Source organism: Pseudovibrio sp. POLY-S9 (genome assembly GCF_001431305.1).
GTDB lineage: Bacteria > Pseudomonadota > Alphaproteobacteria > Rhizobiales > Stappiaceae > Pseudovibrio.
In genome coordinates this window covers 1-26,838 of sequence record NZ_LCWX01000008.1, presented here as the reverse complement: position 1 = coordinate 26,838, position 26,838 = coordinate 1, and the positions used below count along the sequence as shown (strand labels likewise).

Here is a 26,838-nt window from a genome sequence, read left to right as displayed (position 1 = left end):
TGTGAGTAATAGAGCCTCATACTGAAATGACGCCCAATGATCCGAAGCTGCCTGTCAACGCGGTTCGATTTCATAATTGAAGTCTGGACTTTGCTGACATTCGCTGCGGCGTAGAGAACTGGAAGTGAGTATGGCTACGTCAAGATGCGTCGGGCCATGATGTATGGACCGCCTGCATTTCGCAAGAGAGTTTTTACTTGGAACCTTGAAGTCGCTACTATGTATCCGACCTGTTTATCGGCGCGCGGGCCGTGGCCTTGATGGTAATACGCACGTACCTACAGTCTAATTAGCGGACAGGTTACTTAGAACCATTATGGCCCTCTGACTTTGGGTGCGTTCTTTCTTCCGTTCCATGCTTATGCTCTGTCGCGAACTTTTAAGGAGGTTCTGGTTAAATCGCCTCCATGTCAGTTGTATGGTTGTCAAACTCCGTGCAATTGTACAATACGCTCCAGGCGATCCTTGCCAGCTTATTAGCCAAGGCGACGGCCAATTTATTCTTATGCATTCGCTTGGATGCCCGCTCCAGCCAGTCTCCGAAGCTCAAGCTCTGCCAAAGTTTCGGTCGCATCATCAAAACGTGTGCCGCTTGCACCAACAGCATGCGTAAATAGCGATTTCCGGCTTTCGATATTCTGCCGAGGATGGGCTTGTCTCCTGTGCTGTACTGGCGGGGGACCAGGCCTAACCAAGCGCCAAGGTCTCGTCCGCGTTCAAAAGCAGATCCGTTGCCGATGGCGGCCACCAGCGCGGTGGAGATGATGGGTCCGATGCCGGGGATACTCATCAGCAGTTGGCAGCCACCGTCATATTTGCTGATCTGTTCAATCTCGGTACTGGTCGCATCGATGCGTTCGTCTAACCACAGCCAGTCTTCATAAAGGCCGATCAGGATGTCGTGCATGCGCGAAGAAATCTCATTGGCGCGATTGTCAAGAATGGCGAACAGAGAGTTTCTCAAACTGCTACTACCTGTGCGCACCGCAATTCCTTGCTCTAACAGGAAGGCCCGGATCTGGTTGATGGTGGCGGTTCGACGCGAGACCAATCGGGATCGAACTCGGTGCAGAGCTTGCAGATCGAGCTGATCCTGGCTCTTTTCCTGCACGTAATTCAAATTGGGCCGCAGCACGGCCTCGGCGATAGCTTCAGCGTCGTTGTAATCGTTCTTCTGGTCTTTGACGAAGGGCTTAGTGTATTTGGCGGCGATGATACGCGGATCGAACCCCAGTTTGCGTAATGTTCGGCTAACAAAATGCGCACTCATGCACGCCTCCATGCCCACAATACAGCGCGGCAGCTTCTCGAACGTAGCCACGAGGGACAGACGCTTGATCTTTTTCCGAAAAGCGTAGCTACCATCATCATTGAACCCACGATGTGCAATGTGTCTTTGCCAATGTCGATGCCGACGGAGAGAAGTTCTGTGGTCATGGGACTGCTCCGGTTTCATGAGAACAGGATCACTATAGAGCCTGCGCCTTGGGGGGGCAGGCGGTCCATCCCATGTGCGGACATTCGGACGTTTCCATCATAGGTTGAGGCACGTTCACCCGTAGGCTTCTAAAGTAGCTTTTAAGGGCAATCTAGAATTACTCAACTGCCATTCAAGCATTTTTAAAAGGGATGACTATAAGTGCTCGAGGATAGCGGTGATTGGCGATTTCAGAATAAGTAAAGATTGCATATATGGTAACTTAAATATTTAATAAATCAATATGTTAACTAAATTTTCAAATACACTTTTTGATTGAATAAAACCTCTTATGCACCTAGCTTCTTTAATTGTGCATCCTGCAATTATTGATAGAGATGATTATAATGAGCGACGCATTTTCGAACGCTACCACCAATCAGATACCTTCTTTCGTAGAGGGCGATGTAATTTCCGATTTTCTGAAGCTGACTGCAACAAGTGTCAGCAACTCAGGTAAACTGGGCAACTCTATTTCCATCAGCGAACCTGGCCTGATCGCTGTTGGTGCAAGCGCTGATATTGTAGGAAGTTCTTATCAAGCCGGCTCCGTCACAGTTTTTCGCCCCTTGGAAGACGGAGGATTTGAAGAACTTCGTGTTACCGCTCCCGACGGTGCTCCCGTTGCTCATTTCGGGGAATCTGTCAGCATTGCTAATGATGGAACGCTGATTGTCGGTGCCCCCAATGCATCGCCAAATGGTATTTATAGTGGGGGGGCTATCTATGTGTATCAGCTTGATACCGACGGAAACTATGGCACTCCCACCAAATTGACCGCGGTAGATGCCAGTCCAGCAGATTTCCTTGGCTCAGCAGTTTCGATAAATGATGATGGGCAAATCATTGCAGCTGCCAAGGCTGATGATGTAAATGATGTTTATGACGCTGGGGCTGTTTACGTCTTTACCCCAGAAGAAGACGGCAGCTATTCAGAACTTAAGCTTACAGCTCCAACCAGCTCCGTGATAGGTAATTTTGGCTCTTCAGTATCCAACAACAAGGATGGTCTTGTTGTTGTTGGCGCTGCAGGCGAAGGCTCTGCTAAAGGTGCGCTTTACGTTTATAAACCGACCGCAGATGGATATGAAACACCTATCAAGCTCGAAGCTGCACAACTTCAAGACGGCGACAAGTTCGGTGCATCTGTCGCAGTCAATGACAAGGGAGAGGTCATCGTCAGCCAACCTGGTAACATGGTGGGCGGAGTTGTTTTTGCCGGCTCGGTCGTGCTCTATAAGCCGGGTGCTGATGGAAGCTATACTCCGAAAATCGAGTTCACGGCCTCAGATGGTACTGCTGGTGATGGGTTTGGCTCCTCCGTTGCAATGAATGCATCTGGTACTCTGGTTGTCGGTGCTAAAAACGACGACGCAAACGGGGCCATTGCGGGTTCCGTTTATGTGTTTGTGCCACAAGACGATGGCACCTACAAAGAGTTCAAGATTGCCGTACCAGACCTGAAAGATGGTGATGAATTCGGGTTTGCAGTTTCTATAAGTGATGATGGAACAATCACCATAGGCAAGCCAGGCAATGATATCCAAACTGGGTATGACACAGGCGCAGTCTACGTTATTGAACCCGACCCGCTTGGCAATTACACCCGCCCTGCCAATGAGCTTGTTCTCTTCGAAACAAGAGATACCTCTGACATAGCAGGCAAACTCTCGCTCAACTTTTCTGATTCAGACATTTCTGACAGTGCCCACACAGCTTCTGTGAAAAGCGTAAGCCTGTCAGGAGCGACCATCGGTTTGAACCGGCTTTCGCAACAGCAATTGTTGGACCTTGTTGCGGTTAATTCAGTTGAAAGCTCCGACCAGTCCGAGTTCGGCAAAGTTAACTTGGATTTTACGGCTGGATATGAGGTTTTCAACTATCTCTCTGAAGGACAAACTGTTGAGCTCACCTATATAGTAGAGTTGGATGACGGAAACGGGGGTAAGACTGAAGGGACTGCCAAGATCACAATCATCGGCACAAATGACACCCCAACAGCTGAGGATGTTGAAGTTGCTGTTTCTGAGGATGCGCGTGATTACATCATACAAACAGGGCTGGTTGATCCCGACCTTTCCGATCGACTTAGCATCACTGCAGAAGCAGATGATGTAAATGGCAAACTAGAGGTTTATGGTAAAAACTTCAAATACTCAGCAGCTCCACATTTTAATTATCTTGCAGCAGGCGAAACAGCAACTGAAACCTTCACGTATACAGCTGATGATGGTCATGGGGGAACAGTTACCAGAAATGTGACTATTGTGGTTGAGGGGAAAAACGATGCTCCTGTTGTCTCAGCGCTAACCGCTAATATCTTGGAGCACGAAACTGCTGATCTTGAACTAACATATAGTGATGTGGACCTCACAGATACACACACAACCTCCTTTGATGCGTCTGCAACAAAAGGGATCGTGACATTTGTTGATGGTGTCTATCACTATAACCCGAATGGACAATTTGATGATTTGAAGGAAAGGCAAACCGCAACCGATACCTTCACCGTGACCGTTGATGACGGTCACGGTGGTGTGGTCACACGTACCGCTACGATCACAATAACAGGTCGCCCTGATCCAATTTCTGAGATCAGCGGAAGCTTTTTACCAAACGTGGCACATCTTAAACGACAAGGAAGTGTTACAGATCGATTCAGCTCCTCTCATGCCGTTTCCGAAGATGGAACTTTGGTTTACGGAGCCCCTTCTGTCAGAGGTGGAGCTGTTCATGTTTATTCCCCCAAAGAGGATGGAAGTTACGAACTCAAGGTTCTCCCAAATCCGTTCGGAAGTTCTGGTAGTACGTTCGGTTATGATATCGCAATCAATAATCATGGGCAAATTGTAATAACAGGACATCAAGAAGATCACTTGTCTAGATATAATAATAAGGTGTTGGTTTATTCACTTACACAAGACGGTGAATACAGTGTAACTGAACTGCCAATTACAAATGATCGAGCATTTTTTCATCAGACAATCGCTATTCAAGATGATGGGACGATTATATGGGGGAATCCATTTCACAATACACAAGATCTAAACGCTGGGGAAGTGGTGTTGTTCAAACCAGATGGGCAGGGCGGATATGTTGAGGAAGTAATTCTTCCAAGCGCTCCAGCAGCGAATGAGAACTTTGGTAAGTTTGTTGAGCCCGGTGCAAACGGTGTGATTTATGTTGGGGGACGCCGCTTGCTTGAAGACGGAGCTTACCAAGAAGGCATATTTATCATGTCTCCTGACAGCGAGTCTGGATACACTGAAAAATTCGTTGAAACTGTTGCTGTGGATGATCGCTCCTCACTCGCCGTCAACGATCAAGGCGTAGTCGTGATCAGCACTCCTGATCAGAATGTCTCAGGTATTGGTAAAGGAGTTGTGTCTGTTTACACCCCTAATGAGGATGGGTCGTATTCAGAAACCACTTTCACACCAAACTCCCGTGACAATAACAGCAAATTTGGGGCCCATATCGCAATCAGCGAAGAGGGGGTTATTGCCGTTAATCGTCTCGGGGATGAGAAATCTGAAGTCTACGTTTACACTCCAGATGGTGATGGTAGCTACGATCTGCAAATCTTTGAAACCGTAAGGTATGTTCGCAGTATCGAAATATTAGAAACGGGTGTTATAACTGTCGTTGGCGGTGGTGATGAGCGTGGATATGGTTTAGCGCCGGTTCAATATCATCCAGATGCAACTGGTGAATACGGTAAGCTCAAATCTGAAGCCCAGTTAGATGAGACGACGGATCTCGCAAGTATTCACAGCAACTACTATTTCACTTTCGAGGACCGCTATATTAGCTACGACATGCTAGAGGTTTCAGTTAAAGAAATTTCTAGTAGTGGGGTTACAGAGGGTTTAGATACCGGTGAAGTCGCTGACTTTCTGAATTTTGACGGGACAGAATGGAGCCATACCACTCGATTTCGTACTGCGAAGTTTAGCTTTGATAGCCCAGCAAACGTTTTCGATTATCTTAAAGAAGGTGAGACAGTCACGCTGACATATACGGTTGAACTCGACAACGGCAGTGGTTCCCCAGTGACCAAAGATGTGAAGATTACCATTCATGGTCATGATGATGTTGGCACAGCTGAAGCTGATAATTTGAATGGTGGCAATTCTAACGACATCATGCAGGGTCTTGCTGGTCATGATGTAATTGACGGTGGCAAAGGGGCTGACAGGATAGATGGCGGTGAAGGTGATGATACCCTAACTGGGGGGACGTCTTCTGATACTTTCCAGTTCAAGGGCAGCAATTTTGGGAACGATGTCATCACGGATTTCGATGCAGGTCTAGGACTACGTGATGTAATCGAATTCGACCAAGCTGTATTTGACGATTTCAATGCGGTGCTTGCTGAGGCAAGTGAAAGCGGTGCCAACACTATCATCACTCTGGATGCGAATACTTCTGTTACGTTGAAGAATATTTCAATAGCAGATTTGCGTCAGGACGATTTCCAGTTTGTATAATTAGACTGAGAACGGAAGGTCTGCAGCGGAAGCTGCGGGCCTTTCATACGTCTATTTTGTTAGAAACGCACACAATCAGAAATAGCAATAGCGTAAAACTGAGGAGATCTCTGCATTAAGGCGAATGTCCGCAAATGGTCATGAGCGACTTGCTGCATACGCCAAGGCAGATTGTATGGCGTATGACTACAATGGGCTCTTCAGCATGAAAGTTTTTTGCTCTCCTACAGCAGCCAGTACAGCAAAGCTGTTTATGTACTGACTGATAACATACCAAGACACGGAGGCTACTCGCATTGTACGCCAGCACCATTACTCGTGCTGTAGCTTAACCGAAATTGCTTCGCAACTTTGCTATGAGCACATGGCTCCGCAGACATATCGAGAGGACGTCCAGCCCGCATCGGCTGGTGCTCAGGGCTCTTATGTACTTGTAGCGAACTGAGACCATCACGATTAGGGGCTCAGCTCGCTTAAGACTGTAAATCAGGGGAATCTCAAGCGGATACAGCTACTCGTTTTGCCTGATAAAACTACAAGACGCGTCCGCATCAAGTTCTTTAGCAAGTGCACACAACCAGTTTACTTGGCAATTTCGATCCTCTTTATAGTTATCGCCAGTGTCTACTCCAGTGTCACTAATAATAAATCCGTTGGAGGTAAATGAGCCTTGCAAATCCTCAAAGGCATAACTGACACGGGCCAATGTACTTGAAAGGGAGGCAATAGAACTCCCATTCACTGATCCTGTCAGCTTTGTATACCCACCGTCATTAAACAAGGGCTCCATCGCCTTTTTTAGCTCGTAAGCGAAAGTTGCTTCATCCGTTAAGTATGACCATTGACAAACGTCAGAAAGTTCGAGCGGTTGAAAATCTGCGTGCAATGACTTCCAGGTCCCATAAAGAAACTCCTCAAGGATGAAGTGACAATCTTTACTTGGATTTTCTGCATCGTGTTGAGCACACACGAACGGATTAACTCGGCTATGATCTGTTGGATAAAAATTAACAAGCTGACCCCGAAAGTCTCGCTCTAATACGTTGTAATCTTGGATCTGAGCCTGCATCTCATAAAGGCAACTTAAGGGGGTGTTCCCTTGGTTAATGCAGGTCTTGATGACCAAAGCTGGCTTGGGGATCAGGAAAGCTGCTTTAAAGTTACCTTCTCCAAGAAAGGTGCTTGGATTGATGAAGTAAGATTGCTCGTATGCTTCGAGCTCAGATAGATGATCATAATGCGCAGCATTTTGCGCGGTTACTGAACTTGGATCTATGTAGGACATAACCGCTACAAGAGCCAATAGTGTTGATTTCTTCATTCTTCTTCTCTGTTTTCATAGCTACATGTGAAGAAGACGCTATCCATTCAAATGAGTGAGCTAACTGATTTTGCCTTGATTAATGAGCGATGAAGGCAAAGCGCTGATTCCACTAGGGCTACAACCAGAGAAATAGGTAATTAGTCTCTTGAACTCTCTAAAGTTGATCATTGCAGCATTAGAGTAAAACCCATAACATATAATTGGTTGCATTTACCGCAGGCAGTGAACTCAACATCAAAATCAACCATCTGTAGCAGCTATTAACGCAACGTGATGGACTGGTAATATTTGAAAAAGGGACATTTCAGCATGCCGATTCCAACATCCCGCAGCGAGTTGCTTAACGCAATCGAAGTGAACTTTACAAAACTTTTCAAAGACCTTGAAACTGTCCCCGATGCGTTATGCAGAGAGGCGACCCTGGAAGGGCACGCAAAGGGCACGATGATGAATGTACACAATCTAGTCAGCTATTTGGTTGGCTGGAACCATTTAGTCCTGAAATGGCTTGATCTTGATGCCAAAGATGCACCGATCGATTTTCCGGAAACTGGGTTTCAATGGAACCAACTTGGCCTGCTCGCTCAGAAATTTTACTCAGATTATGAAGACGTCGCCTTCGATCAGCTTTTGAAAGATTTTAAAGGCGCTAAGCAAGAGATTATCGATTTCATTTCCGATCAGACAGACGAGCGCCTCTATGGGGCAAATTGGTATGAGAAATACACTTTAGGGCGTATGATCCAATTCAATACCTCATCTCCCTATGCCAACGCCCGCACACGGCTACGCAAATGGAAACGAGCAAACGGCATCACATGATCACGAGTATCAACGACCAGCTTTCAAAGTTCGCTGTTTCCCATTTTCAATCCAAGAAAACCCCGTTTGCCTTTTTTGCTGAGATCCCAGAGACATGCGAAACAGACGAGCTTAAGAACTACCTAAGCCCGGAGGAATGCGCTCGGGCAGCACGCTTTTACTTTCGCACCGATCACGACAGTTTTGTCGTTGCCCACGCGATCAAGCGACTCGCGCTCGGAGCCATGACGTGCCAAACGCCCTCTGACGTTCCGCTCGCCATCGGGTCGCATGGGAAACCCAAACTTATTCATGCATGTGATGAAGGCCCCATTCAATTCAGTCTCTCGCATACGAAAGGAGTTGTCGCTTTTGCTGTCGCGTTCCAAGCCCCTATCGGTGTCGATGTTGAGTGTGTCAATCTCAATATAGATACCGCAAACCTAGCCAAGACATTTTTGGCCTCGCAAGATACCGATCTCCTTAATAGTGTGGCAGACACTGAGCGACAGGAAACCTTCTTTCAGCTTTGGACTGCAAAAGAGGCATACATCAAAGGTATCGGACTAGGTATGAGCCATCCTTTAAAGAGCTTTTTCGTTGAAGCTCTGGATCATAAGAGCCGTATTTGTGACAGCCAAACAGGTGCGTCACTCAACTGGATCACACAAAGCTGCCAACCTACGCCTAAGCACTACATGTCATCTGCTATAGAAAGCCAGAGCGCAAGCGATGACCAAGTCACGTTTCTGGAACTACCGTTCCAGATGATTGGCTAGCAAAAGCGCGATATCGCCTCTTTAGGCATTGCCTCAGGAAGTCTCCCGTAACCCCTCATCAACTGCCGAAAGGACGGTGTTTACTGAGGCTATTGTGTCGTCCAACCGATCTTCTACAAAGAAATGCCCAGTATCTTGCAGAACCTTGTGCTGGAACCCGTATGGTGCATGAACTTGCCACTCTGTAAGGCACTCTGGTGTGGCCAACTTGTCTAAATCTCCGGACAGGATTGTCACGGGACACGGCAATTTGCGCGTATTTCCCGGGTACACATAGGTTTCGTAAAGCCGGTAATCCGCCCGAATGATAGGCAGGAACATTTCCATCAAAGATGGATTACTCAGGACGTCGATTGATGTTCCGCCAAGCGCAAATATTTTTTCCATAAAACGATCATTGGGCAAAGTATGGACAACCTCTTCATCATGTGCGCTATGAGGTGGGCGGCATGCCGAAAAGAACAAGTGTGACGGCGGCTCAATCTCTCCTTTTGCAAGAATCTTCTGGGTTAGTTCAAACGTCAAAAGGCCACCGACCGAATGGCCAAAAATCACGTAAGAAGATGACTTTCGTTCCTTTACAAGTTTCTCATAAAGGTCACTCACAGCTTCCTCCACGGATTGATAGAGAGGTTCACGCATCCGCATGCCCCGCCCTGCTAATTCCAATGGGACAAGCCGCGTTCCTTCATTCAGCTTCGGACGCCATTTGTAATAGGTCGTCGCAGAACTTCCTGAATAAGGAATACAAAACAAATCAATAGGCATCATCGCGTTTTCCTATCTAAGCGTAGTGCTCTGCCAGGTGCCGAGGAACCGGAACAAGGCTGCAAGTGCGACTGCGCACCAAAGCAGAATAATTGTCGGTGCCAAACTCAATGGCCCCCATTCAAACAAGACTGACAAGGGAAGCATGTAGAACAGCATGGATGGAAGAACGAGGGCCAGGCCAGTCGCCAATCCGACCCAAAGCGCCAATGAAAAGCCGCTCTTTAAAACCCCTATCCGAGTAGAGATGCGTTTTTCTTTAAAGATGCAAAAACATCGATAGAGGCATAAAGCCAATGAGACAAAGACAACAACTAATGCGAGCGCAGACAAGCCCATTGCGTAGCGGTCAATTGTCTTAAAAAACTCGCTGCTATGTCCAAAATTCCCAGTCTCTAGATAAAAGAGGATAGAACGACAAGACTCTGCGACCAAGTTTGAGTTGAGGTTTGCAAGAACAACAATGACAGTATCATTGTCGGGTTTTATGTCGATACAGGATGAAAATGTTGGATTAGCTCCGGCGTGATAATACTCTGTCCCCCATGTGTTGAATACAAACCATCCAGTACCATAGAAGGATCCGTAGGTCGGTGATGGCGCAACGCTCATGTTGGGCTTTAATGATTGAGCAAAGGCAGTGTCCAACTCAGAAGCTGGTTTCTTAGCAGCTGTTAAAATGGCCTCTGCCCACAGTCTCATATCAGACAAGTTTGAGTGGATGTAACCGGCGGGTGCATGACCAATGTGAAGTGGTGCTTCCACACGGGCAGCTTGGCCATAGCGTAACTTGTGCCCATCACTCTTTGTCTGTGGAGCTGCAGTTCCGTCAGGGATCCAAGTCTTGTGCAAATCCAAAGGCTCTAGGATCTCGCTTTTGATCAGCGTAGCAAACGACTTTTGGGTCACTTCCTCGATGATCAGCGCTAGAACTGTGTAGTTTAGGGTTGCATAAGAAAATGCAGTCCCTGGTTCGAACACCAATGAATCGTCGACTAAGCTCCGAACGATCTTCTCTGCACTGTCAGAGTTTCCACTTCTAACATGCTCGATTGTACCAAATGCCAAACCAGAGGTATGATACATTAGGTCGCGGACACGAGGTTCAACACCATTATAGGATGGCGTAAACCAAGGCAGATATGACTGCACACTACGATTTGGATCAAGGACGCCGCGCGCAATATACAGTTGGGCTAATGCACCCGTGAAGGCTTTGCTGTTTGACCCGATCTCAAAGATGGTCTCCGGCCCCACAGGAACAGAGTTGTCAAGATCTTGCACGCCTTTAAAGATAGTCCATTGACCGTTTGGGCTGGAGACATAGACAGCTAGCCCTGGAATGGCACCATCCCGCATCAATGCATCCAATTGTTCCTCAAGATACGCCCGTGATTGTGTGTGCTCCTGCTGCACCGCGTTAGCAGGCATTGGCAGAAACGCAGCGGTTAACGCACTAATGAGTGCGAAATGCACAGCAATCAAAATTTTTCGCCCAGTATTCATTTCACATCCGTTCCTTGATCAGCTGCAACTGAGCTGCGAATGAGGGGCACTCATAGATGTCCGCAATCTCTAAGTGGACATCCAGCTCGCGGCACAAGGTTTCGACAAAGTTCGCGATTGTTAGCGAGGTGGCTCCGTGTTCAAAGATTATGTCATCATCGATCGCTGCCTTGATGCTAAACACCTCGTGCCAGAGACGTTGAAGATTTTGTTTCAAGGAGAGTTCTAGGTCCTCTCCATCTATCTCTTCGACCAGTATCTTTGCGGCAGGAATCTCATAATGCGTATGGATCAGTTCCGGTACTGGTAGGGCGGGGCAAAAGCCGCTTTTTGCAACAGGAGCACGAAGTTTGATTGCGCCGTTGCTCCAAAGAAATGCCCGCAAACGCTCTAAGCTATCACCTGACAAGGCACTAAATGAATGAAACGCAAGTTTGTTGCCTGAGGCGGAAAAATCGTGATGCGCTTCGCTAAAAGCCCCTGGCGAACCGACTTCGATAAAGATTGCGTTCTGATTTAACGCTGCCGCAATGAGCCCATTCAAGTAAGACGGAACGCCAATTTTGCCATTCCAATCCAGTGAGTTCAGTACTCGCACCGGACCCTGATCAGTACGAACACCGCGGACATTGAGGAAGCTTCTAACGTACCCATCAATGTCAATATCGCCTTCTTTGTCTGGTAAACCTTCCAGCATTTCCACGGTTTGGTCTCCTGAAAGCACACCAGCAAAAAGCAAAGCGGCAATCCAACCAGTTCCATCACCAGCAAGTGCTGCAATAGGTCCGACTTCAGTCGCTACTCGCGTTGCCTTGGCACACTGGCTCACAACAGAAAGAACCCTTTGTGAAAGCAATGATGGAGATCTTAGGTCTACAGAAACTATAGATTTCCAGTGCGCAATGGCCTTTGCATATCCCTCGTCGACTTCGAGATCCAAAAGATCTGTAGCCGCCTGTTCCGAACCTGAAAACAAAAGATATGGTTCGACGAGATCCTTAGCTTCACTAAAGTTGAGGCCATCCTTCAATGTGTCGTGAGAATTCAAAAGCGTGCCGTGCTCCACGACCACGGCGGCACGAACAGGATAGTCTTCGCGGTGATGATAAAGGCACCGCGCCATGTCATCAGCCCATACCGGGCCAATCGTTTCAAGACGTCGCCCAATATCTTCAATCAAGCGATCCAACCCTGTTTGAGTTCGAGCACTAAAAGGCAAGATGATTGAGCCCCCCACCGTATCCGGTCTTTCTTCAGCGTCGGATGTCATAGGCGGCCAGCTTGCCAGAACCGCGTGAGCGTTTGTTCCGCCTAAACCGAAAGAGCTCAGCCCCGCAAACCTCTGCCGGGTCTTAGGCAACTCAGCAAGATTCTGGTTCACTCCAAATCCAGATTCCTTATTAGAGATTTCAGGTAATGATTGCGGACAGTTGAGCTGAGGCGGCAGCAGGCTTGTCCGTAAACTCAGGCTTACCTTGATAAGGCCAGCCAACCCAGAGGCAACACCAAGGTGACCAATATTGGCCTTTACAGAGCTCAAGTAGCAGGGCTGTGAGTTGTGTTCGCGCATCTTGTGAACATCTTGAAGCGCTTGCACTTCGATCTTATCACCCAGGTTCGTCCCGGTGCCGTGGCACTCAATAAAATCAAGCTGACGACTATCAACCGAGGCTGTACTTAGAGCTTTTGAAACAACCGCCTTCTGCCCGTCAACCGAGGGTACCGCATAGCCCATCCGACGCTCTGCGTCGTTGTTGACTGCCGATCCCTTTATCACAGCATAGATATCACTTTGATCCGACACAGCATCTTCAAGTCGTTTCAGAACCACGGTGCAAACGCCATTCGTATACACCGTGCCATCAGCGGTGGTCGAAAACGGTTTGCAATGGCCATCATTCGAAGTCAGAGCCCCTTCGGTGACATCATACGAGCCATTTTGCCAAAGACTAACAGTGGCAGCCGTAACCAATGCCACATCACACTGTCCAGAAATCAATGACTCGCAAGCTAGATGGACCGACACCAGCGAACTGGAACAAGCGTTTTGAACCGAAATGACAGGTCCACTCAACCCAAGTTTATACGCAATAAACGGACCAAGGTGATCGCCGTCATTCGCGATCTGGGATTGCAAGGCAGACATCCCACCCTTTTGGATAACAGCAGGATAAACACGCTCAAGCAAATAAGTATTGCTGTACTTGCTGGCAAAAAGGCCAATGGTCGGATGGTCGCCTTCCTTCATCACAAGGGGACTCTTTGCATGGGGCACATTCGCTCGTGTCAAGGCATCGTAACAAGACTCGAGCGCCAACCGATGTTGTGGATCCGTCAGCTTTGCATCCAATGGCGACACATTGAAGAACTCAGCATCAAACCCATAAAGATCATCGATCATATTATCGAGCAGTATGCGCTTGACGACCGGAGTGTCAGAATGCGCAATCTCTGTCGAAGACACCGGGGCAAATCTTGGCGACGTTAACTCGACACCCTTAAGCAGCGCGTCCCAAAGCGCTTCCACCGAGCGAGCACCAGGAAACTTTCCGCTCATTCCGACAATTGCTACGTCGAAAGGAGAGATATCACCTGTCGGATCATTCATCTTTTTTCATCCTACTCCAGAAGATCGGCCACAGTTGCTCAATGCCCTGATTGGGCAGTGAGCAACTGCAACTGTCACGCTTTGCGTAACGCGATATGAAGCGGAGTTCGGATCGCCAGCCATGCTGGCAAAAGGCCCGATAGCAGACCAATCGCCAAGGCCATTGCTATGCCCTGCGCCACAATAATCGGAGTAACATTGAACCGGAACACCAGCTGGCTGAATGCTTCGCCATTCATCGTAGAAAACAAGAAGCCATCAACAATGAGATAAGAGACTCCGACCCCTATCAGTCCGCCAATCAGCGAAACCAGGATCGCCTCCAAAAGAACAGCCAGTGACATTGCCCCATCTGTGAAACCAAGCGCGCGCAACGTTGCAATCTCCGTCATTCGCGTTGAGATAGATGCATATGTTGCATTCAACGCTGCAAAGATCGCACCAACCATCATCAACATAGCCAAGGGATCCACCGTCTTTTGCACCAAGGTGATGAGCCCACTGCCATGCGATGAAAAGTAGTCCGTTTCTCGCTCGACTTGGAGATCAAACCGAGGATCCCCTTGGATCGCTGCTTTGTAGCTGTCGAAAACTGCTGGTGAGGTCAGTTTAACCCGCAACGATTGAAGCGTATCTTGGTGTTGGAACACTGCTTGCATCGTTTGCAAGTCAGCCCAAATCTCAGACTCATAAACATTTCCACCATCATCAAACAATCCAACGACAGTCCAGTTAGCGCCCTGAATGTTCACAGTGTTCCCGAGTTCCAAACCGGCGAACTGTCCGGAGGCTGCTGTACCAACAACAATCTCTGTGGTGCCACGTGTAAACATTCGACCTGCTGACAACACAAAATCTGGATGAAGTGCGGTTTCTTCATGTTCGATACCACGCATAGGAACGTTCACAGCTTGACCATTCTTTTTGGCCAGCTCCACGACAAGGTAGAATTGCCCCGAAGCCAACTTGGTATCCCCTTCTGAGGCGATCTCAGGATGCGCCAGCATTGCTGGTAGATCAGATACGTTAAGGACGCTGTTCACTTCAGACAAAGCGCCAGAACGCATGATGACCGCAACATCCTCTTGGCCGGTTCTACTCATAGTCTTACTGAAACCTGCTAGCATCGAGAGAACAGATATGAATAAAAAAACCACACTGGCCACACAAAAGATGGCAACGAATACGCCCGAAAGTCGTGTTAACGTGCTTTTTAAGCCGTTCGCGACCAACGTAATGACTTGGTATACCATTGGGTTATCTCCGGCTCAGGGTTTTCACGATGGGCGTGTTGGACAGCTCAAACATCGGCAAGATTGCAGCGAGAAGGCCAACGCCAGCAGAGATCATCAAACCAAATGCTAAGTCGCCAAATCCGATCGTCACTTCAGGGATGAGTTCTGTGAAGACCACCTTGAGACGCCCTGCAAAGAGCATGGCCATCACGATGCCCAGCACAGCACCGATGAGAACAGTGAAGAAAGATTCCAATGCAATCCAAGTGGATATCCAGGGTACACGGAACCCCATAGTTTGAAGCACGGCAAAATCTCTTTGGCGCTCCCTAGCAGATTGCGTGATGGTTGACGCACATACAATCAAGAGTGTTGCCACAACAGTCCCCATGACCATCTTCAAAACCAGACCGATATCGGCATACTGGTTTGAAAAAGATTCAAGGAATGACTGTTCGGTTGCTGTCTTCGTTTCCGATTCAGAGTTGGCAAAAAGAGCATCAATCTCAGCTGCTATCGCCAGTTGCTCTTTCGTATCACTGGGTTCTACTTTGATTGAAAACCAACCTGCACTGTAGTTGCCATAGCTTCTGGTTTCATCGAACCCATCGTGATGGATCAGAAATAAGTTGGTTTCAGTGTTGGTGTCTTCGCCTTCAAAGATTGCCAGAATTTCAAAGTCCCACACATTGGTGTCATGCTTGGTCCGCCAGATGTTGGAATGTATCTGCACTCTGTCACCAAGCTGCCAGCCTTGCTGGTCAGCCATCGCACGGCCGACAGCCGCACCAGATATGTTAGATAAGAATGCTGACTTCTGTTCATCTGCAAAGACCAGTTCATCAAAGATCTCAATGTACTTTTGCGCATCAACGGCAAAGACAGTCACTGGGTTTCGCTCATCTTGATAGTAGCCCCCATACCACGTTGCGTGGGTGACCATGGTGACGCCGTCCAGTTGAGCTATTTGATCGCCATAGTGAATAGGCATCGTGTTTGTCATCGAAACTTTGTGATTTGTGATCAAACGCTTGGTTTGAGACAAATCGCGTCCACCGGAGAACGCATTGTCGATGGCGTCAGCAAGACCAAAGATTGCAAAAGCAAAGGAAATGGTCATCATGACAAGTATTGTTCTAAGCGGTTTGCGAAGCATAGATTGCCACGTCATTTTTAGGAGCAAAGGCATTGTGTCCTCCTGCTACGCTGGTTCGGCGATGCGTGTGAAACGATCAGCTTTGTCAAAGTGAATGATGCGTGACGCGCGTTGGGCAACACGTGGGTCATGCGTCACCATCACGATCGTCTTGTTGTGGCTTTCGCTCAACGCAGAGAGCAAATCCATGATCTCATCTGCAGTCTTCTGATCGAGGTCGCCCGTCGGTTCATCGCACAGCAAAATTGCCGGATCGGACACGATGCTTCGTGCGATCGCTACACGTTGTTCTTGCCCGCCAGAAAGCTGGCTCGGTTTGAACTTTGCCTTCTCACTCAATCCCACAATGTTTAGAGCCAGCGCTACTCGCTCACTCTTCTCTTTGCTACTCAATCTTGTCAGCTGCAACGGTAACGCCACGTTGTCTTCAGCATTCAGGAAGGGAAGCAGATTGTAGAACTGGAAAATAAACCCGATGGTCTGCGAACGGAATTTCGCCAGTTCCTTCTTGGATGCGGAGCCTAGATCAAGCCCGTCCACCACAACGGATCCGGCATCTGGTGAATCGATACCACCAATCAAATTGAGCAGAGTGGTTTTGCCAGATCCTGAAGGCCCCATGACGGCAACAAATTCACCTTCTTTGATACTCAGATCGAGATCCTGGAAAATGTGGGTCTCAACCTGGCCCTGCTCAAAGTGTTTGGACAGGTTTTGAATTCGAATATTTGTCTTCGTCATGTTCAATGTCCTTGATTAGATATATTGGTGGATGAGAAAAAGCGAACCCGGACGCCCATATCGGCCAAAAACCGAGCATCATACTCATCCAGTTTGATGAGTATCTTGACCGTGGCCCGTCCGCGGTCGACCATCGGAATGACTTTGCTGACACGGCCCGGCATATCTGGAATATCAGCGCCATTTCCCGACACGAGAACTGATTGTCCTGGCTGGATTTGTGAGACGAGTTTTTCAGATACGTCGACCACTGCATCGATACTGGAGGTATCCACTAGGGTTGCCAATCCTTGGTTGGAACCAGATTGTGTCGCACTTGATGTAGGGGATACGTAATCACCTGGGCTTGCAAAGCGTTCAACAATGACACCAGAAAATGCTGCGCGAACAAGGTGTTTCTTCAGGTCTAATGCCTTCAAACGAAGATTGGCATCAGCCAGTTTGGTCGCTTGTTGCTGCGCTAGAAACCGAGTATTGAGAATAGCAACTTCCACCTCACTCTCCTGCAGAGTGCGCGATGTGAGTAGCCCTTTGTTTGACAGCAAGCGGTTACGTTCCAGCTGTGCTTCCGCCAGCTCCAAAGACAGTTTGGTTTCGGACAAGACAGCTTGTTCGCGCTTCAGCGTTAACTTGGCCTGATCATGCGCAATCTGAGCGTACTCGTCGTCTAAGCTAGCGAGGATGTCGCCTTTTTCCACGTGTTCGCCAATGTCAAAAAAAACGGCTTCAACCTTGCCGCCTATCTGTGGCACTGCCTGAATGCGTCGCGGTGCACGAACATACCCGGTCGCTTCTAAAGCGGCCGACGTAGGAACAAATGCAGCAGCCTTCGTTGCAGCAGAAGGTGCAAGCTCCTCCGAAACATCTTTTGCATTGGCTTCTTGATTTTTAGTTGGTTGCGATCCGGTATCAGGCACTACCGCCAAGGGCTGAAAGAACGCGCTTTCAAGATCAAAACCACTTTCCATGTAACTCAGACCTGCAGCCCCAGATACAGTCCCAATGAGGAAAATAATCAGATCTCGAAGAATAGAAGCTTGTTTCTTGGCCTTCACCTCGATCGGTGGCTCATGGCGTTCGATCTTCAGTTTTGCCAGTGTTTCGATATCATGCTTCATTCCGCTCCACCTCGCGTAATTCTGAGGCTGCATCTAACAAGAGCACGAGTTCATCTTCGGACAGATCAACGGCATCAAAGTCTAAGATATTTGCTTCGCGCCCACCCCGTTGCGAAATATGTAAATGAACTTCTTTGAACGCACTGACCACACGCTCAAGTATAAGCTCCTGATTTTCAATAGATATTTCAAATAGATCCGCACGCAAGTGCAGTAGAACTTCAGTGGATGTCCAGGCAACATCCAGCTCAGCAGCACATTGACTGTGCATACCTGTTCCATTGTGCAAACCACAGTCCCTCGCATCAACAGTCAGCTTTTCTAAGTCGACACCAACAGACGATCCAAGAGGGTTGAGGCGAACTTGCGGATGGTATTTAAACTTCTCCGGCATAAGTTGTTGCAACGCACCGAAGAGCTCTGGGGCCGTCGGAAGCTCAGCCAAATGCGAGATGACATCCCTAAAACACTGGTCCCATGATCCCATGAAGGAGGGCGGCGCGATTGGGAAGAGCGCTGAGAACCAGCCAACTTCGTTCAGATTGGATGGAACACCAGCAATCTCAGTACGACCTGTACGTTCCAGTTCAATTTGACATGATGCTGTTGTAGTCCAATGAGACAGTGCTTTCAGAATAACCGAAATCGTCAAGGTCTCTGCGTTAAGTCCAAAGAGATCTCGCGCAAGCCCTTCCAGCGCAACTCCATTCAGTGCGATCTTGCGTGACATTTGAGTAAAGGGCTGTTCAGATGGACAGCTGATTTGCTTTTGAAACGCCGGACCAGTAGCGCTTACAAGTCGATGCCAATCCTCAATTTGAGCACGTGGTAAATCACGCGCAACCTTCTCAAGATAAGCACCGCGATTGGATGCTTCACCGCTCATACTTGGAACGGAGCTTGCAACCGTACCGCTCAATATCGCATCCAACTCTTGCAACAACAGGAGCCAAGAATAGGCGTCGACGGCAAGATGGTGAACTGCGAGGAGAAAGCGTGTGCTAGTTGCTCCGTAGGAGCCTAGGGCAACCAAACACCCTGAGGCCAGATCGATGCTGCTGGTGACAGCCGCCACTGCATTTTCAAGTGTTTGATCTTCTCCCAGCGCGACAATCGGGACATTGGAAGTGGCCCGGAACTTATGACCTACCTGATCACTTGGCTGATCAATAATCTGCCGCAGAGCTTCATGGTTCTCGGTGAGTTTAGCGACAGCTCCAGCGACCCTTTCCATTGACGTAGGCTCTTTCAGATTCACAATAGCGAACTGTGCATATCGGTCCAAACGCGGTGCATTCCAACTGAGGAACCATTGTGCGGCTGGCGTCAAACGAAGAGGCAAAGATCCCAGGGGAATGTCATCTACAACCTGAGCCTGACTGCAGCACTTCACAGCTATGCCACGCAATGACGCCAGTTTCAGGATATCAGGTGATGTCATGCTAAAGGGTTGCAGCTTCGCGGCAATACGCAAGCTCTTGATGGAATCCAAACCGTACAAGAATAGGTTCTCGTCAGCTCCGATGCCTTTCACATTCAAGATCTCTTCAATGGCTTCACGAACTTGAACTTGAAGTTCGCTTTCTTCCATCGAAGACGTGCTTTGTACATTTGGAGCCAGTTCCTTCGCTAACCGCTCTGTATCCACCTTCCCATTTTTCGTGAGTGGCAGACAGTCTAATCCCACAAACACATGTGGTATCATCTGGCTGGGCAATGCTGCCTCAAGACATGCCCGCACGGTTTCGATCTCAATGCTGGACGGTGTAAAGGCCACTGCAAGAGCATTCGGCTCACCGTTATGATCGAGCAAAACAACTGTCGCAGCCTGTGTTACTCCTGGGCAATTGGATGCTGCAGTTTCAACTTCGTCTAACTCAATCCGGTTTCCAAGTAACTTGATCTGACGGTCGCGCCTGCCAAGGTATACCAACGACTCTTCTGCATGAAATTTGGCTAAATCACCAGTACGATACATTCTTGCACCGCGCATATGATCTGCTTGTGAGAACTTTGCGGATGTGAGTTCTGGCTCGTCAACATAGCCAAGTGCTACGGATGCTCCCTCTAGTACTATTTCACCAATCGCACCTACTGGTGCATCACTGCCCCAGGGTGTTCGGATGTGCACTTGCATGTTATCGATCGGTGCGCCTATCGGAACGCTTTCTGTCTGGCCTTTAGGGTCAAACACCGAGATCATGCAGCCGACTGTTGCTTCTGTTGGTCCATACTCATTGTAAATGATACTATTGGGAAACCGATCTACACAACGCGACGCTAAACTTTGTCGTAGGTCTTCTCCCCCAACGACAAGCCGACGCAAAGCCGATTGCCCCTCTTCGATCATCGTCAAAATCTTGAGGTGTGACGGTGTGATTTTGAGCGTGGTGACACGGGCCTCAGAAACAATATCTTCAAAAATGTCAGCGACCGATAACGTTTCATCGTATATCCGAATACTCGCTCCCGCCGAGATCGGTGACAGTACAGCCGTGATTGTGAGATCAAATGTGATGGGCGTGTAAAAGGCGGAGCAATCGTCAGCTGTATAATAAGCACTCGATGAAAACTGGAGATAGTTATCAAGATTATCTCGGCTGATTTCCACTCCCTTAGGCAACCCCGTCGAGCCAGAAGTAAACAAGACATAGGCCGATTTCCCTCTCACCGGTGATGGCACCGGGTTGCTTCGGGCTTTAAGTCTATTAAGACCTGCAGGGATGCAGATGTCTGTAAGTTTCAAGGCGAGTGTCGCACCGCCGGGATCGTGTAAGATGGCGTCAACTTTTGCTTTCGCGCACATATGACCAAGACGGTCTATTGGAAATGCATGGTTCAAAGGCACAAAACGACCGCCAAGCCACAAAACCGCAAGAAGTGCCGCAACGGTATGTGGACTTCGTTGCACAAGGATTCCAACGGTTGCACCTTCACCAAGACCCGCGTCATGTAAATCCTGTACGATCGCTTCAACATGCTGTTCGAGTTGCCGATACGAAATCACATCTTTATCGGTCCTTAGTGCAATCGCATCCGGTGTTGTTCGGGCAAAATGGCGTAGCGCTTCTACAACATCTGCTGTGGGTGAAAAGTGTCGACTCGGTCCAGTCATCAACTGCCTGCGTGCCGCAAGTTGCTCGGCTGATAGGACCCTTGCCGAAGATAGCGTCATACCCGGATTGTCGTTAGCCTGCTCGGCAAGGGACATGAGACCAGCATGTAGTGCTTTGATCTCAGCACGTGTCTCCTGCGCCGGCGCATCGTCGTAAACCAGTTGAATGACATCAGTATCTCGATTCTCACGCAGGACAATCTGATAGCGAAATGTCTGGCAGCCAGTATAGAAATCTTCGACAGATTGCGGGAAGCCAGCGAAGTCTGCGTTGTGTCCAAAAGCGTAATAATTGATGCAGCTATCAAACAACGGACCCGTATGGCGTTTATCTACCGGAATAGAATCCTGCATACATTCGGGAGGCATCTGGCCATGACGGATAGCATTCCCGAAATCAAGTTTGATCCGTTTTGCCAGCTCTTCAAAACTCTCACTTGGATCCAAAGTCCAAGTGAACGGAATGTGCGTTGTCATCATCCCGAAGGTTTGGCGTTCGCTTCGACTACGCCGATCCATCAGGGGACACCCTATCACTCCGGTATTTGCACCGTCACGGTGGCCGAGGTAAACTGCATGTAGAAGAAGCAGGAGTTGGTTCAAGGACAAATCTAGCCGACTAGCACACGATCTGAAGCACTCTGATTGTGCGTCACTTAACGTGAAAACAGTGCGTACTCCTTGGCCGCCAATTGCGCCCGCTGAAACCGGTAAAGACTGTTTGTGCTGAGCTAACCTGCCTGACCAATATTCTTTGTCACGAGCACATCGGTCGGATGAAAAGTAGTCCGTGCGACGTTCCAGAACAGATAGATAAGATGGACCGTTCTCTCGATAGTCTTTCGGCGTTTCGGATTGGTATGCCCGCTCGATGAATGATGTCAGTAAGGACATCGCCCAACCGTCTGTGAAGACATGGTGCATTCGCACGACATACCCCCCACCATCCTTTGTTTTGAACACGCAAAAATGGTGATACTCGCCCTCCTTCAAGGGCGTGCGAAATTCTGCCTCGGCCCATGCATCGAAAGTATCGTCCTTCGACAGCGACAAGTTAGACAAATCTACCGTTTGGATCACACCAGTCGGACTAGTATTCAGCTTTTGAAAAGTGTCTCGTTCCTCGACCTCAATGGACAATCTAAAAGCCTCGAACTCCGACTGCGCTGCCTCGATTGACTGTTCAAGTCTTGCCACATCCACAGGCCCATGAATGCGCACGATACCGCCAATGTTACTAACGGCAGAGTCTGGGTGAAGTTCTTGCGACACCAAAGCCCGCCGCTGCCCATGGCTGAGAGATGCATGTGTCATGAGGCATCCCCCATTGCTGGAATCGAGGTTTCATTGCTGTAAGCACTGACCAATCGAAACCGCATGTAATAGGCGACCGCAGCAGCGAAGAAGGTCCCCGACATTGCTCCGAAGTAAACCCCCATAATCCCCATCTGCTGCATATAAATGAGCACATAAACGACTGGTACCGACAGGATAAAATGCCGGATAATCGTCAGCATCAAAGCAGGTGCAGGCTTGCCAATGGCCTGATGGAACTCGGCAACGCAAAGGCTAATCGCAATGAAGGGCAGCGAAAGCTCCATGATGCGCACTTGCAGGACTGCGTAATTGACAACCTCCGGCACCTGAGAAAACAGCGGATAGATCAGGGGCGCAATCAGGATATGAAGCAGTGCCAAAACCAGAACACACACGAACGCCAAAATCGTCGCAATACGGAGCACAGCAAACGCACGGTCGTAATTCTTGCGTCCCCAGTTCTGACCAGCAATTGTCAGCAAGGCCGTGGATATCCCGAACATCGGGATCATAATGAGGAAGTCCAGTCGACCAACAAGTGTGAATGCCGCCATCGCCATGGGATCGACATCGATCACAAACCGATTATAGATCAAGACGCTGCCAGCGATGATGATATGGATCCACATTTGAGCAGATCCGATGGTCGACAGTCTCTTTGAAAGACTAAAGCCTCCTTTTACGGGGATCAGCTTCAGGCGCAGCTCACCAGGTTCCATCGCGAGCGTCAAAAGCAGTTTTGCCATTACAATGAACTGGGCGATCACAGTTGCAAGTGCCGCACCTTTTACGCCCATGTCGAACACGAAAATTAACACCGGATCGAGCACGATGTTGACGACCGATCCAATCAAGACAGCCTGCATCATGGCCGTCATGCGGCCCTGGCCCTGTAGCATACCCATCAAAGTACCAATCAGAACGATTGGTACCACGCCTGGCAATGAATAAATGAAAAACTCTAGAGCGTAAGTTTCCAGTTCTCCCGATGCGCCGAGTAAGGCGAGCAGTTGCTCTCCGAAAATCAAAGCAAGGGCCAGAACGAGAGCACCTATGAGCAAGGCTTGTAAAAGGCCAACTGCAAAGAGCTCCTGCGTGGCAGCATCCTCACGTGCACCAATCGCGCGAGATAAAACAGAGCCCATCGCAACTTGCAAACCGTTGCCGATCGCAAACAATATCATTCCCAACGGAAAGACCAGGCCAACCCCAGCAATAATCGCAGGGTTTGATGGATCAATCATGCTGATCCAGACCGTATCCGCAATGTTGTAGAAGACCTGGATTAGAAGTCCGATCACAATCGGAACGGACATCTGAATGATGACGGGCAAAAGCGGCCCCTCGTACACGCCATCAACACTCTGAGAGACAATGTTCTCTGATTGCGCAGTACTCATAGCAAAAACTCCTTTGGGGCAGGGCTCGCTGGCAATACGGCCTCTACGCGTTCAGCAAAATCCAGGCTTGTAATGTCGTTAAAGCGCTTGGCGATGGCTTGAATGCCAACGGGAAGTCCATTGTCTCCTGTCCCTAAAGGGATAATAGTTGACGGCAGCCCGAAAACGCTCGCAAGTGCATTCCAAACCATGAGCTCATTGTAGGCGATGGGCCGCCCATCAACGTCAAACGTGCGCTTGTTGGATGGTCTAAAATCGTGTTCGAATGCACAGACGGGTGCCACCGGCATCACCAAAAGATCGAACCGGTCAAAGAAGGCATTCACCCGCTCGTTCACCTCGGCACGATCCCGATCAACGCGATCAGCCCCAATCTGCCCTTTGGCAATCGACCAAGCATAGTCAGCCCGCTTGTCCTTCGAGTTGAAAAGCTTTAATCCAAGTGCATTTACTGCTGATGCCATACGCCCAATGGGGGAACTCGCCGTAGACATCAGGCGGCCAGTCAAAACCATGGTAAGATCAATGATTTCATCAAGATCGAACTCCGCCGGAGCTCCGTAGACCAGTTCAACATGCGCGGTTGGCTCAATACGCCCCAGCATCTCTTTTATGTGCTCTCGCATGACGCTGTCGGTCTTGTGCGCCGGCGCCTCTAACCAAACCAACACTCGTAAGGGGCGCTCACGATCGACTGACGGTTTGAACTCAGGAGCCTCAATCCAGGGGTCTAACATCACCTGCATGATCAAGGTCAGGTCCCGTGCTGATCGCGCCAAAGGACCGGATACGCATAGATCAGGTTCAACGACTGAGGCAGGATCACCCGGTATATGCCCCCGCACTGATGTGAGACCATAGCTAGGACGATGCGCATAAACTCCACAGAAATGCGCAGGAATTCGCAGACAACCACATAAGTCACTACCGATGTCGAATGCGGTCATATTGCTTGCAACAGCCACCGCAGATCCACCTGATGACCCACCAGCTGTACAGTCCATGTTCCACGGATTGCGAGTAATGCCAAAGATGTCGTTATAAGTCTGCCAATCAGCTGTCATTGCTGGAATATTGGTCTTCCCAAGCACAATCGCCCCCGCGTGCTTGAGTTTTGCCACCACAGGTGCGTCTTCTTCCACCAGGTTATCTTCCAGGTGCTTAGCACCCGCCGTACTGCGAAGCCCGGCGACGTGAAAGGCCTCCTTTACCGTGCAAGGAATACCAGCGAGAGCACCTAGAGCCTGCCCCCTTGCTCGGGCGGCATCACTTGCTTCTGCCTCTCTGCGCGCCTCATCGAGACGCAACTGGCTGATAGCATTGAGCTTTGAGTTCGCTGCAGAAATGTTCTGTACATAGGTTTCAACAAGTTCAAGAGACGTGGTCCGCCCTTGACGAAGTTCTTCCATCAACTGCCAGATGTTGGACGATGTCATTACGCGTCCTCCATCTGTGCAGATGACATATTATGACGCCGCGTCAACAATGCCGAGCGGCTCGCTTTTGCTGGGTTCTCAGGTCTTACAGACTGATGTGTTTCTGCGCTTTTCTGAACAAGCTGTTCAGCCTCTGCAGAGCGCGACTGCAAATCCGCCAGATAGAGTGCCGTCTCATGCGGCGTCGTTAAGCGGAACAAGTCTACAATTGGAATTTCAGCCCCAAGCTCTTGCTCCATCAGCCGGTGCACCCGCACTAGCTCAAGGGATGTGCCGCCAGCATCAAAGAAGCTGTCTTGAGATCTTAGATTCCGACCACCAAGTGCCTCAGTCCACCACCCAATAACTTTGGTTTCCAACACTTCGACGTCGGCATCATTAGCGTTTTTGATTATACCTTGATGCCGTGCCGGTTCTTGTGTCGCTTTCTCGCGCGCAGCAGAAGTGCCTTCCTTGGAAGGCTGCTCATCTTCAAGCAGGTCTATCAAGACCTTGTTGTCGACCTTGCCGTTTGAAGTCAATGGCATCCGTCGGCATGAGACAACCCGTTGTGGAACCATATAATTTGGGAGTCTGTCTTTCAGAAACTCCGCCAACTCGGTGCCAAAGTCCTGATCCGCTACATCCGATTTCGGTTGCTTCTCATAACTGGAGAAATCCCGGATCAGCGCTTCCTCGTCATGTTGGTCTGCTGGAACAAAGCCACCGACGATACAATGCAAGGGCATGTAGCCATCCCCAAGATCCAGTGTGCGACGAAGATCTCGGTCGTTCATTGCGCCCAACTGGCAGAACCCTAACTCAAGATCAGCAGCTTGGTCTTCCAGAAGCTGGCACATAGCACCAACCTCCATCGCGGCAAACATCACCCCCAGGTCCTTACCGTAAAGAGGTTCGATAGCCGACTTGTCGCAGACAAAATAAAGAGCAAACGATGCACTCTCAATAAGCGAGACATTTGGTCCAGCCTGACCTGCCACAATGCCACTTGATCGTTCACCCGTGGCAACCAGCTCATTGGTCCTAGGATCATGGTAGTAAAGACCTGCAGGCACATCCTGGATTTTGCCAGAATGGACACCCACATAGGTTTGAACCGGGTACAATCCACCTGCTGAACCATATCGATACTTCGGAAAGGGCAGACGGTCGAAATGGCGTTGTGATAGCGAGCGAAGAACTTCGCCCAGTTGTTCTTTCGTGACTATTTGATCTGCGTAGTTGCGACAACTTCTCCGCCGCACAAAACGTGTGTCAGTGTCCTCAGGAACACCAAAGGCATGACGTTCACCCTTGAGCCGACGGATACCGCGTTGTTCAAGTTTGAAGGCAAGCCGTGCACCAGGATCAGTTGTGATCGTCGGATCTACCTTATGGGTAGAAGTATCTTCGTCGGTTTCCACAAAGGCAACCAGGCTTACGCCCTCCCCTGTGTCCCGTACCATCGCTTTGGCATGTCGGATTTTTTCATGCCTTTCGAGGATTGTTTCGATTTCCCCCAGTTCAATTCTGTATCCGTTGACTTTGACCTGGGTATCTTTGCGGCCAAGGAACTCGATAAGACCCG

Annotated in this window: 15 protein-coding genes and 1 pseudogene; 3 read left to right on the top strand and 13 right to left on the bottom strand. The window is 49.1% G+C overall.

Annotation, left to right across the window (positions count from 1 at the left end; all coding sequences use genetic code 11):
• Nucleotides 1-394: 394 nt before the first annotated feature.
• Nucleotides 395-1,437 (bottom strand): annotated as a pseudogene (locus tag PPL9_RS00465) (IS110 family transposase).
• A 387-nt stretch (nucleotides 1,438-1,824) separates the two neighbouring features.
• Between PPL9_RS00465 and PPL9_RS00460 the strand changes: the two are divergent.
• Nucleotides 1,825-5,967, top strand: coding sequence for a VCBS domain-containing protein (locus tag PPL9_RS00460; protein ID WP_057460800.1), 4,143 nt, complete (start codon nucleotides 1,825-1,827; stop codon nucleotides 5,965-5,967).
• A 511-nt stretch (nucleotides 5,968-6,478) separates the two neighbouring features.
• Here PPL9_RS00460 and PPL9_RS00455 read toward each other — a convergent pair.
• The gene (locus tag PPL9_RS00455) at nucleotides 6,479-7,288 is read right to left on the bottom strand and encodes a hypothetical protein (RefSeq protein WP_057460799.1); all 810 of its coding nucleotides are present in this window, start codon (nucleotides 7,286-7,288) and stop codon (nucleotides 6,479-6,481) included.
• 291 nt (nucleotides 7,289-7,579) lie between these two features.
• On the opposite strand from PPL9_RS00455, the gene PPL9_RS00450 reads away from it, so the two are divergent.
• Nucleotides 7,580-8,113 carry a ClbS/DfsB family four-helix bundle protein gene (locus tag PPL9_RS00450; RefSeq protein WP_348271966.1) on the top strand — a complete coding sequence of 178 codons (534 nt, stop codon included), beginning with the start codon at nucleotides 7,580-7,582 and terminating at the stop codon, nucleotides 8,111-8,113.
• Nucleotides 8,110-8,871 (top strand): 4'-phosphopantetheinyl transferase superfamily protein, encoded by a 762-nt coding sequence (locus tag PPL9_RS00445; protein ID WP_057460797.1) that lies wholly within the window; start codon nucleotides 8,110-8,112, stop codon nucleotides 8,869-8,871. Before PPL9_RS00450 ends, PPL9_RS00445 begins: the two co-directional genes overlap by 4 nt.
• 33 nt (nucleotides 8,872-8,904) lie before the next feature.
• Here PPL9_RS00445 and PPL9_RS00440 read toward each other — a convergent pair whose 3' ends face one another.
• The 11 genes from PPL9_RS00440 to PPL9_RS00390 all read right to left on the bottom strand — a co-directional run.
• Nucleotides 8,905-9,642, bottom strand: coding sequence for an alpha/beta fold hydrolase (locus PPL9_RS00440; RefSeq protein WP_057460796.1), 738 nt, complete (start codon nucleotides 9,640-9,642; stop codon nucleotides 8,905-8,907).
• A 9-nt stretch (nucleotides 9,643-9,651) separates the two neighbouring features.
• A complete protein-coding gene (locus PPL9_RS00435) occupies nucleotides 9,652-11,145 on the bottom strand; it encodes a serine hydrolase domain-containing protein (protein ID WP_057460795.1) in 1,494 nt (497 codons plus the stop codon).
• A 1-nt stretch (nucleotide 11,146) separates the two neighbouring features.
• Nucleotides 11,147-13,753: a type I polyketide synthase gene (locus PPL9_RS00430; RefSeq protein WP_057460794.1), complete on the bottom strand. Its 2,607-nt coding sequence runs from the start codon at nucleotides 13,751-13,753 to the stop codon at nucleotides 11,147-11,149.
• 74 nt (nucleotides 13,754-13,827) lie between these two features.
• Complete coding sequence (locus PPL9_RS00425) at nucleotides 13,828-15,006, bottom strand: FtsX-like permease family protein (protein ID WP_082596423.1); 1,179 nt, start codon at nucleotides 15,004-15,006, stop codon at nucleotides 13,828-13,830.
• Nucleotides 15,007-15,010: 4 nt separating this feature from the next.
• Complete coding sequence (locus PPL9_RS00420; protein ID WP_063307572.1) at nucleotides 15,011-16,177, bottom strand: FtsX-like permease family protein; 1,167 nt, start codon at nucleotides 16,175-16,177, stop codon at nucleotides 15,011-15,013.
• A 12-nt stretch (nucleotides 16,178-16,189) separates the two neighbouring features.
• Nucleotides 16,190-16,885 carry an ABC transporter ATP-binding protein gene (locus PPL9_RS00415; RefSeq protein WP_014285858.1) on the bottom strand — a complete coding sequence of 232 codons (696 nt, stop codon included), beginning with the start codon at nucleotides 16,883-16,885 and terminating at the stop codon, nucleotides 16,190-16,192.
• Nucleotides 16,886-16,887: 2 nt separating this feature from the next.
• Nucleotides 16,888-18,003: an efflux RND transporter periplasmic adaptor subunit gene (locus PPL9_RS00410; RefSeq protein ID WP_057460791.1), complete on the bottom strand. Its 1,116-nt coding sequence runs from the start codon at nucleotides 18,001-18,003 to the stop codon at nucleotides 16,888-16,890.
• A complete protein-coding gene (locus PPL9_RS00405; RefSeq protein WP_057460790.1) occupies nucleotides 17,993-22,432 on the bottom strand; it encodes a non-ribosomal peptide synthetase in 4,440 nt (1,479 codons plus the stop codon). Before PPL9_RS00405 ends, PPL9_RS00410 begins: the two co-directional genes overlap by 11 nt.
• Nucleotides 22,429-23,835, bottom strand: coding sequence for an MATE family efflux transporter (locus PPL9_RS00400; RefSeq protein ID WP_057460789.1), 1,407 nt, complete (start codon nucleotides 23,833-23,835; stop codon nucleotides 22,429-22,431). Before PPL9_RS00400 ends, PPL9_RS00405 begins: the two co-directional genes overlap by 4 nt.
• Entirely contained in the window at nucleotides 23,832-25,271 is a 1,440-nt protein-coding gene (locus PPL9_RS00395; RefSeq protein WP_014285862.1) for an amidase family protein, read from the bottom strand. Before PPL9_RS00395 ends, PPL9_RS00400 begins: the two co-directional genes overlap by 4 nt.
• The coding region (locus PPL9_RS00390) for a SagB/ThcOx family dehydrogenase (protein ID WP_200962023.1) at nucleotides 25,271-26,838 on the bottom strand (1,568 nt) is incomplete at its 5' end. The genes PPL9_RS00395 and PPL9_RS00390, both read right to left, overlap by 1 nt.